General features: G+C 32.4%; 13 protein-coding genes. 11 read left to right on the top strand and 2 right to left on the bottom strand.

Annotation, left to right across the window (positions count from 1 at the left end; genetic code table 11):
• The first annotated feature begins 154 nt into the window (after positions 1–154).
• The 5 genes from MSM_RS04150 (at position 155) to MSM_RS04130 (ending at position 5,215) form a co-directional block, all read left to right on the top strand.
• Entirely contained in the window at positions 155–1,375 is a 1,221-nt protein-coding gene (locus tag MSM_RS04150; RefSeq protein WP_004033096.1) for an aspartate kinase, read from the top strand.
• Positions 1,372–2,265, top strand: coding sequence for a 4-hydroxy-tetrahydrodipicolinate synthase (gene dapA / locus MSM_RS04145; protein WP_011954112.1), 894 nt, complete (start codon positions 1,372–1,374; stop codon positions 2,263–2,265). Before MSM_RS04150 ends, dapA begins: the two co-directional genes overlap by 4 nt.
• A gap of 13 nt (positions 2,266–2,278) precedes the next feature.
• Positions 2,279–3,100, top strand: coding sequence for a 4-hydroxy-tetrahydrodipicolinate reductase (dapB, locus tag MSM_RS04140; RefSeq protein ID WP_004033098.1), 822 nt, complete (start codon positions 2,279–2,281; stop codon positions 3,098–3,100).
• A gap of 9 nt (positions 3,101–3,109) precedes the next feature.
• Entirely contained in the window at positions 3,110–4,159 is a 1,050-nt protein-coding gene (gene asd / locus MSM_RS04135; protein WP_004033099.1) for an aspartate-semialdehyde dehydrogenase, read from the top strand.
• A gap of 204 nt (positions 4,160–4,363) precedes the next feature.
• Entirely contained in the window at positions 4,364–5,215 is an 852-nt protein-coding gene (locus MSM_RS04130; RefSeq protein ID WP_004033100.1) for a coiled-coil domain-containing protein, read from the top strand.
• 7 nt (positions 5,216–5,222) lie between these two features.
• On the opposite strand, the gene MSM_RS04125 is transcribed toward MSM_RS04130, so the two are convergent.
• Positions 5,223–5,843, bottom strand: coding sequence for a cyclase family protein (locus MSM_RS04125; protein ID WP_004033101.1), 621 nt, complete (start codon positions 5,841–5,843; stop codon positions 5,223–5,225).
• A 136-nt stretch (positions 5,844–5,979) separates the two neighbouring features.
• On the opposite strand from MSM_RS04125, the gene thsA reads away from it, so the two are divergent.
• From thsA to pyrE, 6 genes are all read left to right on the top strand, one after another.
• Positions 5,980–7,599, top strand: coding sequence for a thermosome subunit alpha (gene thsA, locus MSM_RS04120; protein ID WP_004033102.1), 1,620 nt, complete (start codon positions 5,980–5,982; stop codon positions 7,597–7,599).
• Positions 7,600–7,653: 54 nt separating this feature from the next.
• On the top strand, positions 7,654–8,676 hold the full coding sequence (locus MSM_RS04115; protein ID WP_011954111.1) for an adenosylcobinamide amidohydrolase: 1,023 nt from the start codon (positions 7,654–7,656) through the stop codon (positions 8,674–8,676).
• 33 nt (positions 8,677–8,709) lie between these two features.
• Positions 8,710–9,174: a GNAT family N-acetyltransferase gene (locus MSM_RS04110; protein ID WP_011954110.1), complete on the top strand. Its 465-nt coding sequence runs from the start codon at positions 8,710–8,712 to the stop codon at positions 9,172–9,174.
• Between the two features lie 70 nt (positions 9,175–9,244).
• Positions 9,245–11,914 carry a PEP/pyruvate-binding domain-containing protein gene (locus MSM_RS04105; RefSeq protein WP_011954109.1) on the top strand — a complete coding sequence of 890 codons (2,670 nt, stop codon included), beginning with the start codon at positions 9,245–9,247 and terminating at the stop codon, positions 11,912–11,914.
• 68 nt (positions 11,915–11,982) lie between these two features.
• Positions 11,983–12,216, top strand: a complete 234-nt coding sequence (locus MSM_RS04100; RefSeq protein ID WP_004033106.1) for a PRC-barrel domain-containing protein — start codon at positions 11,983–11,985, stop codon at positions 12,214–12,216.
• Positions 12,217–12,231: 15 nt separating this feature from the next.
• Positions 12,232–12,756 carry an orotate phosphoribosyltransferase gene (gene pyrE / locus MSM_RS04095; RefSeq protein WP_004033107.1) on the top strand — a complete coding sequence of 175 codons (525 nt, stop codon included), beginning with the start codon at positions 12,232–12,234 and terminating at the stop codon, positions 12,754–12,756.
• Between the two features lie 44 nt (positions 12,757–12,800).
• Here pyrE and MSM_RS04090 read toward each other — a convergent pair whose 3' ends face one another.
• Positions 12,801–13,307, bottom strand: a complete 507-nt coding sequence (locus tag MSM_RS04090) for a MogA/MoaB family molybdenum cofactor biosynthesis protein (RefSeq protein ID WP_004033108.1) — start codon at positions 13,305–13,307, stop codon at positions 12,801–12,803.
• Between the last annotated feature and the right edge of the window lie 13 nt (positions 13,308–13,320).

The raw sequence follows: 13,320 nt of genomic DNA, 5'->3' as shown, positions 1-13,320 counted from the left end.
TTATTTTGTTCAATTTTATCATTCTACTTTTTTTAATTTTATTCTTTTGTAACCTATTTTAAAAGTTTATTAATGTGTTTATTCATATAAATAATTAGGTATTTTTGTTTAATCAAAAATCTAGTGAAATTTTTATGGAAATAGGTGAATATTAATGGATTTAATAGTAGCGAAATTCGGAGGTACATCGGTTGGAGATGGCTCCAGAATTAGAAAAGCAGCGCAATCTGTGGTAAATGAATATATGAAAGGTAATCAATTAGTTGTAGTTGTTTCTGCAGTTAATAATGCAACTGATGAGTTAATTGAATTGTCTAATGAAGCTATTGGTGGAGGTTTAACTGATAAGCAAAAGGCAGAAATAATGGCTATGGGTGAATTAACTAGCTCAAGATTATTTGCTGCAGCTATTGAATCTTTAGGTGTAAAGGCAGAATTTATCGATCCATACAATGATAAATGGCCGGTTATAACTGATTCCAATTCACTCAATGCCAAAATTGATTTTGCAACAACTGATAAAAAATGCGAAGGAATAAAAAATCTTATTAGCCAAGGTATTATCCCAGTTATTTGCGGATTTTTAGGAAAAGGTCCTAGTGGTGAAATTACGACTATTGGGAGGGGCGGCAGTGATGTAACTGCATTTTTACTTGGGCATTGTTTAAGTGCCAATAATGTAGTTATTGTCACTGATGTTGACGGAGTAATGTCAACTGACCCTAATAAAATAGAAGAAGCTGAATTATTAGATGAAATTTCTGTTGAAGAAATGAGGGACTTAGCTACTCATGGAGCACAGGTTTTACATCCTCATGCTCTAAAATATAAAGATCCGCTTATAAGTGCAAAAATTATCAACTTCAATAATGGTGATTTAAGTTCTGAAGGTACAAAAATAACTGGCCCTTTTGAAGGAGACATGTTAAAAACTGTATCTTTGTATAAAAATCCTATTTCTGTCATTGCTATTGTTGGAGAAGAAATGCTCAAAAAAGTGGGACTTTTAGCAGATTTAACTTCATGTCTTGCAGAAAATGAAATTAACATATTTGGCATTTCAGCAGGTCAGAATTCTATAACTGTATTTGTAGAAAAAAAGGATTCTGATAAAGCATATCATTTATTACACAGTTGGGTAATTGATGAAGATGTTTTAAGTTCATTGTCTCTTGGTGATGATACAGCTATGATTACTGTAGTCAGTCCTGAGTTTATCGATGAACCTGGCATTATTTCTAATATTACAAACCCGCTTAGAAAAAACGATATCAACATTGTTGAGATTTCTTCCTCTCAAACTGCTGTGGTATTATTTGTCGATTGGAAAGATGGTGAAAAAGCACTTGAATTAATTAAAGAGGTTTTAAAATGAATTTTGAAGGAACATATGTTGCAATGGTAACTCCATTTACTGATGATGGTAACATTGACGAAGAAGGATTTAGATCCAATATTAATTATTTAATTGATAAAGGTGTAACTGGTTTGCTTGGTGCCGGAACTTCTGGTGAATCAGCTACATTAACTCATGAGGAACACAGAAAAGTAGTGGAAATTTTAATTGATGAAGTTGGTGGCAGAGTCGAAACAGTAGCCGGATCTGGTAGTAATTCTACACATGAAGCTATTGAATTGACTAAATCTGCAGAAGAATTAGGTGCTGATGCCGCTTTAGTAATTACTCCTTATTACAATAAACCACAACAGCATGCATTAATTAAACATTATCAGGCTATTAGTGATGCAACTGATATTCCTATTATAGCATATAATGTTCCGTCACGTACTGGTGTAGACATGAGTGTTGAAACTATTGTGGAATTAGCTAAAATTGATGGTGTGGATGCAGTTAAAGAAGCTAGTGGGAGTGTAAATAAAGTATCCAAACTTTATAAAGCTTTAACAAAAGAAGGTCTTGAAGAAGATTTCAATATATTGTCTGGTGAAGACGGCTTGACTTTACCAATCATGGCTTTAGGAGGAACTGGTGTAATCAGTGCATCAGCTAATGTTGATCCTAAGAGGATGGTTTTAATGGTTGACAGTATATTAAATGATGATTATACAAGGGCTCAGGAGCTTCATTACGAAATGATTGATGTAATTGACGCTCTTTTCATTGAAAGCAATCCTGTACCTGCAAAAACAGCAATGAACATAATGGGTCTTCCTGCAGGACCTCTCAGGGCACCGTTAACAGATATGAAAGATGAAAATGTTGAAATTCTCAAAAATGCTTTAAAAGAAGCAGATTTAATTTAAGTTGGTAATATTTATGATTAAAGTAGCAGTCACCGGAGCAGCTGGAAGAATGGGCTCCGGTATTATTAGAAAAATAACACAGCAAGATGATATGGAAGTAGTAGCAGCTATTGAAATTCCTAATTCTCCATTAGCTGGAGTGGATGCAGGTATTCAAGCAGGTGCTGGTGAACTTGGAGTTAAAATAGTCGGTGCTGAAAAATTAGAAGAAACATTAAAAGAATCTAAAGCAGATGTTTTAGTTGATTTCACCATAGCTCATGCAGCAGTTGAAACAGTTAAAAAAGCTACAGCATGTGGTGTTAATGTTGTAGTAGGTACTACTGGTTTTACTGATGAACAAATGGCTGAAAATATTAAAAATGTAAAAGACAATGATGTAAAAGCAGTTATTTCATCTAACATGTCTATTGGGGTAAATGTATTTTTCAATACTTTGAAAAAATTAACTCCTATCTTAAATGATTTTGACATTGAAATTATTGAAGCACATCACAATCAGAAAAAAGATGCTCCATCTGGAACTGCAATGACTGCATTTGAAGTAATAGCTAATGAACTTGACCGTGACCCTGAAGAAGTAGGAGTTTATGGAAGACAAGGAATGGTTGGTAAAAGAACCAAAGAGGAAATAGGTTTACATGCTATTCGTGGTGGAGACATTGTTGGAGACCACACTGTAATGTTTATCGGAGATGGTGAAAGAATAGAATTCACTCACCGTGCTCACACCAGGGAAGTTTTTATTGCAGGTGTAATTAGAGCTATTCGATACATTCCAGATGCGGAATCAGGTATTGTAAGTAGTATGAATGATGTTTTAGGATTAGAATAGGTGTTATCTATGGTGAATGTTGGTATACTTGGTGCAACTGGAATGGTTGGTCAAAGATTTATCCAATTACTTGATAACCATCCAGATTTTGAAATTACAGCATTAGCTGCATCTTCAAGATCTGCAGGTAAAAGATATGAGGATGCTACTACATGGTATCTTGATAATGAAATGCCTGATTCTGTTAAGGACATTATTGTAAAAGAAACTGATGCTGATGCAATGGATAATGATGTGGATATTGTATTTTCATCTCTTCCAACAGAATTTGCAGCTAAAGTTGAAAAAGATTTTGCTCGTGATTATGTTGTTGCAAGTAATGCTAGTGCTCACAGGATGAAAAAAAATATTCCTTTAGTTATCCCTGAAGTTAATCCGGAATATCTGGATATGATTGATGCTCAGCAAAAGGAAAATAATTGGGATGGATTCATCGTAACCAATCCTAACTGTTCAACTATTGCTTTAACTTTGTCATTAAAACCAATTGTTGATAATTTTAATGTAGATGCAATTAGAGTGTCAACAATGCAGGCAGTATCTGGTGCAGGTTATAATGGTGTGCCTTCTATGGCTATTGTTGATAATCTCGTTCCTTATATTGGCAGTGAAGAGGAAAAGATGGAAAGTGAAACATTACATCTTTTAGGTAACTATGACGGGGAAAAAGTTTCCAATGCTGATTTCAAATTAAGTGCTTCATGTCATAGGGTTCCTGTTATTGACGGCCATACTGAAGCAGTATTTGTTGAGTTGGATGATGACTTTGATATTAATGATGTTAAAGAAAAAATGGCTAATTTCAAAGCATTGCCTCAAAAATTAAATTTGTTCTCTGCACCTGAAAATCCAGTAATTGTCAAAGAAGAAATTGACAGGCCTCAACCAAGAATGGACAGAAATGCTGGTAATGGTATGTCTGTTTCTGTTGGAAGGTTAAGGAAAGACCAAGCATTTGATAACAGTTTCAAATATGTATTGGTTGGGCATAATACAATTCGTGGAGCTGCTGGAGCTTCTGTATTAAATGCTGAATTAATCAATGATAAAATACTCTAATTTTATCCTTTTTATTTTCTTATTTTTTCTAATATTTTTTTTATTTTTCATATAATTTCTGTTTAGTTTTAATTTCAATTTTTGGTGGTTTTTAGAGTTTAATTTAAATAGTATGAATTTCATAATACTTTAATAGTTATAATATTTGAATTTTTATTATTCAACTAGATATTGGGATAAAAATTTTTGAATTAAAGGGATAACATGGAATTAGGTGCTGGTATTGAAAACGAAACCTTACAAAATTTAATTCGTGATTGTTTATTGGAGCTAAACAGGCTTAAATTCGATTTAACTGAATTGGAAATAGCTAAAGCTAGAGATACCACTCCTCAGAAGATTCAGGAACTCGAAAATCATATTCTTAACAAAGAAAAAGAAGTTTCTCTTATTAAATTTAAAGCTGAGGATGAAATTAGTCTTTTGAAAAAACAGCTAGAGGAAAAGGATGCTTTAATTAAAAATCAGGAAGATAGAATTTATGAATTAGATTATGTAAACAATTCTCTTGATGAGATTAAAGAATATTTTGCAGAGCAATTAAGGGATTATAAGAAAAAAGAGCTTGCTGAAGTTAATGAAAGATTAAACGAATCTTTTAAAAGTATTGCTGAGAAAGATGCTCAAATTAATACACTTTCAAGAACTATTGATGATTATAAGATTCAGGTTATCAAATTAGAAAATAATGCAGAATTCAAAAGCAGGATTTCTGATCTTGAAAGGGAACTTGAATATAAAAATAATGAGTTGTCTGAAAAAAATAACATGATTACTGCTAAAGAAAATGAGGTATCTCTTTTAAGAGAGTCTACTATTCCTAAAGATAATTACATTAATCTTCAAAAAGAATTGTCTTTTTTAAGGGAGTCTACTATTCCTAAAGAAGATTACATCAGTCTTCAAAAAGAATTGTCTTCCAGAGATGATAAAATTAAACGTTTGGAAGAAATCAATAATTTCTTTAATGAGCTTCAGGAAGAACAGGAAGCTTATGAAACTATGGACAGAACTCCTCCATTTAGGTTGGAGAAAAAGCGATTTAATAAAAAATAATCTATTTTTAATCTTTTTTTAGAAATGCTCTGACTGGAGAAGCTTCTGCTTCAATATTTAACGGAATAAAGAATGAACTATAACTAGTTTTATTTAAATTATCACAGTTGGTTATATTTTCAACAATCCACACATTATTTTCAAGTAACTTTTTATGATTTGTATCTTTTCCATATTTATCTACTGAACATGTATCTATTGCAATTCCTTTAAAGTTCTTTTCTATGATTAACTCAGTTAATTCATCGGAGAGGTAAGGATTTTCATAGAAGTACTTATCACTACCAAAATATTTGCTCCATCCTGTGATTATTATGGCTATCTTTTCTTTTGAATTTTTTAAATTACAATTTTTAACTAAAATTTCTTTACTTTTGCTTTCCACATAATTTATACTAGCTTTACCAATAAAATTTTTAAGAGGCAATTGGGATATTTTTTTGCCGTTTATGATATAATGGAATGGGGAATCCATATGTGTGCCTGTATGGAGTCCAGTTTCTAATTTAAGCAATGTGGAACTGTCAGTTTCATCAGCTTTTTTAAAATAATTAAGTTTTGTTTTAGGATCTCCCGGGTATTCTGAAAGTTCATTTTTTATTTTGTGTGTAAGATCAATATATTCCATTTTTTACAACCGATAAGTATTTATATAACCTTAAACTCACTATATGGTAGAAGGGTTATTCAACAATATAATTATTTTTTATGTTGATATTTAAACTGTTCTATAAATAATAAATTAATTTTAAAAGGTGATTTTAATGGCACAAGGTGGACAACCAATTTTTATTTTACCTGAAGGAACAAACAGGTCTGTCGGAAGAGATGCTCAAAGAAACAATATTTTAGCAGGAAAAGTACTTGCTGAAACCGTAAGAACCACATTAGGTCCAAAAGGAATGGACAAAATGTTAGTGGACGGACTTGGAGATATCGTTGTAACCAATGACGGTGTTACAATCTTAAAAGAAATGGATATCGAACATCCTGCAGCTAAAATGTTAGTGGAAGTAGCTAAAACTCAAGAAGACGAAGTTGGAGATGGAACTACTACTGCAGTAATCATTGCTGGAGAATTATTGAAAAAATCCGAATCTTTATTAGATCAAGATATTCACCCAACAATCATTGCAATGGGATACAGACAAGCAGCTGAAAAAGCACAAGAAATCTTAGATGATATTGCAATCGATTCAGTTGATGAAGAAACTTTAATTAAAGTAGCTATGACTGCTATGACTGGTAAAGGAACTGAAGCAGCACGTGAACCATTAGCAAAATTAATCGTAGATGCAGTTCAAAAAGTAGCTGAAGACGGTGCAGTAGACACTGATAATATTAAAATTGAGAAAAAAGACGGTGCTGTTGTAGAAGACTCTACTTTAGTTGAAGGAGTAATTGTTGACAAAGAAAGAGTACACCCAGGTATGCCTTCTGAAGTTAAAGATGCAAAAATCGCATTAGTTAACTCTCCTCTTGAAGTAAAAGAAACTGAAGTTGATGCAGAAATCAGAATAACTGACCCTGCTCAAATGCAAGCTTTCATTGAACAAGAAGAAAAAATGGTTAAAGACATGGTAGATAAAGTAGCTGAATCCGGTGCTAATGTATTATTCGCACAAAAAGGTATTGACGATTTAGCACAACATTACTTATCTAAAGCAGGTATTTTAGCTGTAAGAAGGGTTAAAAAATCAGATATTGAAAAATTAGCTAGAGCTACTGGTGCTAATGTAGTAACTAACTTAGAAGACTTAACTGCTGACGATTTAGGTGAAGCAGGTATTGTAGAAGAAAGAAAAGTATCTGGCGAAGAAATGATCTTTGTAGAAGAATGCAGTGTAGCTAAATCTGTAACCTTATTCGTAAGAGGAAGTACCAAACACATTGTTGATGAAATCGTAAGAGCTATTGAAGACGCAATTGGTGTTGTAGCAGCTACTGTTGAAGATGACAAAGTTGTAGCTGGTGGAGGAGCTCCTGAAATTGCAATGGCTAAAAAACTCAAAGACTATGCTGATTCAATCAGTGGAAGAGAACAATTAGCTGTAAATGCATTTGCAGAAGCTTTAGAAATTGTTCCTAAAACCTTAGCTGAAAATGCAGGTTTAGACAGTATAGATTCATTAGTAGATTTAAGAGCTGCTCATGAAAACAGTGCTGTAATGGGATTAGATGTATTTACCGGTAAAGTAGCAGACATGAAAGAAGCTGGTGTAATTGAACCTAAACGTGTCAAAAAACAAGCTATCCAATCTGCTTCTGAAGCAGCTGAAATGATTTTAAGAATTGATGACGTAATCGCATCTAGCGGTAAAGGTGATGCTGACATGGGCGGTATGGATCCTGCTGCTATGGGCGGTATGCCTCCAATGATGTAAATCTAAAAGAAATTATTTAATTTCTTTTTTTCTTTTTATTTTTAAGGTATTATCTTGCAAGCTAAACGACTTATTTTTAAAAATTCAACTGGAGACAGAGCATATATCTGTGAAAACTCTATAGTGGTTGAGTTTGGAGTTTGCAGGAATGGAATTTCAACGTCTGATTTAAATGGCGGCTACAAAAAAGATTTTAAAACAGCTTTCAACCATTATTTATCTCAGGAAAACATTGATTTTTTAGAAAACCATAGCATAAATGATTATCTGCTTAGGCAAAGCGAAATTTTAGGAATTGATTCTGATTTTACAACAGGTCTTTTAACTTCCGCCCAGATGGAAAATGCATGTGTTGTTACAAAACATTATAAAAATCTTGAAGTCAGTGCAATAACTACTGCAGGTGTAAGAGTAAATGCCTCAAGAGCAGGAGACAGTGCAAGCTATTATGAGGAAAATGGAGAGTTTCACTTTGATGTTGGAACAATCAATATAATTGTTTTAACTAATGTTTCGTTAGAACCAGGAACATTAGCTAATGGATTAGTAACTGCTACTGAAGCAAAAACTGTAGCTTTAAACAATTTAAGAATTCCCAGTCAGTTTTCAAATGGATTTGCAACAGGAACAGGAACTGACGGAATAGCTATTTTTTCAAATATGGAATCCAAAAACAGATTATCCAATGCAGGAAAACATTCGAAACTTGGTGAATTGATAGCTAAATGTGTTATTGAATCAATAAGTGAAGCTATTAAAAGACAGGTATGGATTACAAAAGAATCTCAATGCAGTGTTTTAGCTCGTTTAAGAAGATATGATTTGGATATTAATGAGTTTTATAGTAATATTGGTGACGATAAGGAAGAATTTATAAAATCATTACAGGAAGCTGCAAGAAAACAGGAAAATGTAGCATTAACCACTTCAATTTTACATTTAATTGATGAAGTTGAAAATGATTTATTGGATAAAAAAGTAGCTTATAACTTAGCTGCTTCTATTTTAGAAAATAACTGCAAGGATTATTGTATTCAGAAGCTTTTAGAGTTTTGGATTAATAAATTTTTAAGTTAATTTTTTATAATACTAGCTAGTAATATATATTGCATGATAAGACTGGCAAGTATAAGAGACATCAGAAGAATTAATGAACTGCTGCTTCAGGTTCAGAAAGTTCATTCAGACATTCGTCCGGATTTATTTAAATATATCGGAACAAAATATAATGATTCTGAACTTGAGGGGATTATAAAAAATAGTGAAACTCCAGTATTTGTTTATGAATCAGATAATAAGGTAGTGGGGTATGTATTTTGTATTGTAACCAATTATCATAACGATACTTCTTTTTGCGACCATAAAACTATTTATATTGATGATTTGTGTGTTGATGAAAATGCAAGGCATGAAGGAATTGGAACTGCATTATACGAGTATGTTTTGGAATATGCAAAAAGTATCGGATGTCATAATGTCACATTAAATGTCTGGGAAGGCAATGACAGTGCCATAAAATTTTATGAAAATATTGGAATGAAAATTCAAAAGGTTTCCATGGAACAAATATTATAAAAATCTTCAATATTTTAATACTTCTTTGAACATATATATAACTGATGTTAAAATTTAGCTGAAAAATTGAATGTTCTTAGGAGTTTTTAATATGGTTGCTTTCGAAAGAATAAAATCCGGTATTCCGCAGCTAGACGAAACCTTAGATAATATTCGTTTAGGAGATAATGTAGTATGGCAAGTTTCTAATTTAGATGAATTTTTATATTTTGTGAAGCCTTTTGTTAAACAAGCTCAGGAAGATAATAAAAACCTGATTTACATAAATTTTGGTCAGCATGAGCCATTAATAGACATGACTGCTGATGATTTTTTAAAGTTGGAGGTTGAAAAGAATAATTCTGAAACTGACTTTGCAATGATTGAACGTGACGGAATTAAAATTTATCATGTGGACCCGAACAAGCAGTTTGAACCTTTTACTTTGGAAGTTCATAACATCATTACAAAAGAGGGTAGGGATGCTTTTTATGTATTTGACTGTTTGTCTGATTTACAGGCTGCATGGTCTACCGATTTGATGATGGGAAATTTCTTTAGAGTAACATGCCCTTATTTATTTTCTCTTGATACTGTAGCTTATTTCCCGATTATTAGAGGTAAGCATTCTTTTGAAGCGATAGCTAAAATTCGTGAAACAACACAGCTTTTTTTAGATTTGTACTCTCATAGGGATGATGTGTATGTGCATCCTCTGAAAGTATGGAACAGATATTCTCAGAATATGTTTTTAGGTCATAAATATGAAACTAAAAAAGGAATTTTAACAACATTGACTGACGGTTTGGAAGTAAGTAATTTTTATAAGGTTGTTAACAGGGTTGCTGATTATCATAATGAGCAAAACACAGATAGTTGGGAAAGATTCTTTGAATTGACCAAGTTACAGCATGAAAATAATGAGGATATTTCTGATAAATGCGATTTAATGTGCAGAATGCTCATGACTAAAGATAAAAACATGATTCAGAAAGTTAAAGAATATTTTGCACCTGAAGACTATTTTTCAGTTTATAATCGTGTTGTTGGAAGTGGTATGATTGGAGGTAAAGCCTGCGGTATGCTGCTTTCACGTAAAATCATAGAACATGACCGTCCGGATATCTATGCTGATTTTGAACCTGATGATTCATTTTACATATGTTCTGATTTGTTTTATACATATATTGTTTCAAATGATTTGTGGGATATTCGGGTAAAGCAAAGAACTAAAGAAGGTTATTACGAGGCTGGAAAAGAACTTGAGGAAGGTTTGAAAAACGGTACTTTTTCTGATGATATTCGTGAGAAGTTTAGAAGGCTTCTGGATTATTTCGGTCAAAGTCCGATTATTGTAAGATCAAGTAGTTTTTTAGAAGACGGTTTTGGGAATGCATTTGCCGGAAAATATGAGTCTGTTTTCTGTGTTAATAGAGGGTCTATTGAAGAACGGTTGGAAGCTTTTGAAGAAGCTGTTAAAACAGTATATGCAAGTACAATGAATATATCTGCTTTAGAGTATAGGAGCTTAAATGATTTGGATGATAACGATGAACAAATGTCTTTACTTGTTCAGAGAGTGTCAGGATCTTATTATCAGGATTATTTCTTCCCTTCTGCAGCAGGAGTTGGATTTTCGTATAGTCCATATTCTCCATTGCCTGATATGGGACATAATGGGGGAATGTTAAGATTAGTCATGGGTTTAGGTACAAAAGCGGTAGATAGGACTCAAAGAGATTATCCCCGTATTGTTAATTTGGATAAACCGAAAGCTATGGAAGTTCCAAGTGTTGTTGAGAGGCATAAACATTCTCAGCATTATTTGGATGTTTTGGATTTAAAAAATATTAAAGTAAGTGAAATTTCTGTTGATGAAGGTATTGAGGTAGTTCCAATTTATGCAAAAAGGGCAGTAGTTGAACATGACACTGATGCAGAGCGCAGATTTCGTGAAAGGGGTCAAAGAAGAGAGGTAACCTTTGTAAATTGTAACGGTTTAGTTAACAATGATAAATTTACATCATTGATGAAGGAATTGCTTCAAACTTTAGAGGCAGCTTATGACTATCCTGTTGACATTGAATATACTGTAAATGTAGGTCCTGAAGGTTCTTTTGTTATTAATCTGTTGCAGTGCAGGCCTCTGCAGGTTGCAACTACTAAAGAGGCTGTTGAAATTCCTAAAGGTAATGGGGAAGTATTTTTCCATATTAAGAATTCTTCAATGGGAAGGTCAAGAAAACAGAACTTTGATATTTTAGTTTATGTTGATCCTCATAAGTATTATGAATATCCATTTACTAAAAAAGCTTCATTAGCTAAATTAATCAGCGCTATTAATGCTTACTGTAGAAATCATGACAAAGAAGCTATGCTGATTGTTCCAGGCAGGTTAGGCACTTCTTCACCAGAACTTGGAATTCCAGTAGTATTTGCAGACATTAGTAAATTTTCCGCTATTCTGGAAGAGTCCTACAGTAAAGTTGGCTATGTTCCTGAATTGTCATTTGGAAGTCATATGTTCCAGGATTTAGTTGAAACGGATATATATTATGGAGCTATTTTTGAAAATAGCAACAGGTTAGAGTTTAATAAAAATTTATTTAAAGATTATCCAAATAAATTATGTGAATTTATTCCGGAATTTGATAAGGAATTGTATGATATGGTTAAAATTTTTGAATTCAATGAAAATAAGCTTGAATTTTATCATGACATGCAAAATGATGAAAGTATTTGTATTTTAGATAGCAAATAAAATTTGGAAAAATTTAATATATATCGAAGTTTATAATAAAACATATTAAAAAATTAAGGTGATTATTTATGAGGATTAAAGAAGATTTAATTAACAAAGAAGTCCTTGACGGTGGTGCTGAGTTAATTGGTAAAGTTGTTGATGTTGTAATGGATAAAGACACTTTTGAAGTAACTGATTTGGTTATTAAAAAAACCGGTATTGCAGACCAAATTAAAGCTGGAGGGGAAAATGTTGTTCCTAGTGAACTTGTAAAAGTTATTGGGGATAAAATTTTACTTAAAAGTGATGATGATATTTAAATTTTGGTTATTTAGATGATTACTAAAGAATATTTAATTAATTTATTAAAAGAAAATGGTGTTTTCTTAAAAGGGGACTTTACATTATCTTCCGGTAAAAAAAGTGATTATTACATAAACATGAAAAAGGCTATTACTGATCCTGAAATCCTGTCAACAATAGCTAAACTAATCACAAAATCTATTAGTGAAGATAATATTGATAAAGTAGCAGGTCCTGCACTTGGGGCGGTTCCAATAGCTACTGCAGTTTCTCTCGAATCTGAAATTCCTTTGTTAATGATTAGAAAAGAGAAAAAAGGTTATGGGACTTCCAAACTTATTGAAGGTGAATTAAACGAAGGTGATGATGTCATTGTTGTAGAAGATGTTACAACTACTGGAGGATCATTACTTAAAGCTATTAAAGCTATTCAAGACAATGGAGGTAGTGTAAAAAGAGCTTTTGTTGTTGTTGATAGGCAGGAAGGAGCTATTGAAGCTTTTGATAGTGAAGGTGTTAAATTAGAACCTTTAATAACTGTTGACGAATTTTTCTAATTAAAAAAAGATGATGAATGGTTAAGTTCATCATTTTAAAATTTTTATTTTTTTGCATGGAATACTAGATGGGGAAATTCATCTATTATGATGTTGGATGCTGTTTTAACTGCATTAGGTGAGCCAGGCATTGAAAAAATCACTGTTTTTTTATATACTCCTGCTGTTGCTCTTGAAATAAGCGCTCCTGAACCGATTTCTAAAAAAGACTGATGTCTGAAAATTTCACCGAAGCCTTCAATTTTTTTATCAAAAAGTTCTTCTACAGTTTCAACAGTTATATCTCTACTGTCTAGTCCTGTTCCTCCGGTTGTTAAGATAACATCAATATCTTCATCAACCATTTCTTTAATAGTCTTAATTAATGCTTCCCTGTCATCAGGTATTATTATTTTGGATTTTAAGGTGTATCTTTTTGATGTTTCATCTGCAAGATATTGTCCGGATAAATCATCTTCATTTGTAGTGATGCTGTCACTTAATGTTATTACACCACAGGTAATATCAGTAGATGATAATTTTTTATGTTTTTCGGTTGTTTCACTTTTCATAATTAAATCCCCT

The organism is Methanobrevibacter smithii ATCC 35061, assembly GCF_000016525.1.
Taxonomy (GTDB): Archaea; Methanobacteriota; Methanobacteria; order Methanobacteriales; family Methanobacteriaceae; genus Methanocatella; species Methanocatella smithii.
This window is presented reverse-complemented; position numbering and strand designations above follow the sequence as displayed.

What these genes read in the sequence shown, in the direction of transcription:
- MSM_RS04130 (WP_004033100.1), top strand. Translation starts at nt 4,364, where the DNA reads ATGGAATTAGGTGCTGGTATTGAAAACGAAACCTTACAAAATTTAATT.
- MSM_RS04105 (WP_011954109.1), top strand. Translation starts at nt 9,245, where the DNA reads ATGTTCTTAGGAGTTTTTAATATGGTTGCTTTCGAAAGAATAAAATCC.
- dapA (WP_011954112.1), top strand. Translation starts at nt 1,372, where the DNA reads ATGAATTTTGAAGGAACATATGTTGCAATGGTAACTCCATTTACTGAT.
- asd (WP_004033099.1), top strand. Translation starts at nt 3,110, where the DNA reads ATGGTGAATGTTGGTATACTTGGTGCAACTGGAATGGTTGGTCAAAGA.
- dapB (WP_004033098.1), top strand. Translation starts at nt 2,279, where the DNA reads ATGATTAAAGTAGCAGTCACCGGAGCAGCTGGAAGAATGGGCTCCGGT.
- pyrE (WP_004033107.1), top strand. Translation starts at nt 12,232, where the DNA reads ATGATTACTAAAGAATATTTAATTAATTTATTAAAAGAAAATGGTGTT.
- MSM_RS04100 (WP_004033106.1), top strand. Translation starts at nt 11,983, where the DNA reads ATGAGGATTAAAGAAGATTTAATTAACAAAGAAGTCCTTGACGGTGGT.
- MSM_RS04090 (WP_004033108.1), bottom strand. Translation starts at nt 13,307, where the DNA reads ATGAAAAGTGAAACAACCGAAAAACATAAAAAATTATCATCTACTGAT.
- MSM_RS04125 (WP_004033101.1), bottom strand. Translation starts at nt 5,843, where the DNA reads ATGGAATATATTGATCTTACACACAAAATAAAAAATGAACTTTCAGAA.
- MSM_RS04150 (WP_004033096.1), top strand. Translation starts at nt 155, where the DNA reads ATGGATTTAATAGTAGCGAAATTCGGAGGTACATCGGTTGGAGATGGC.
- thsA (WP_004033102.1), top strand. Translation starts at nt 5,980, where the DNA reads ATGGCACAAGGTGGACAACCAATTTTTATTTTACCTGAAGGAACAAAC.
- MSM_RS04110 (WP_011954110.1), top strand. Translation starts at nt 8,710, where the DNA reads ATGATAAGACTGGCAAGTATAAGAGACATCAGAAGAATTAATGAACTG.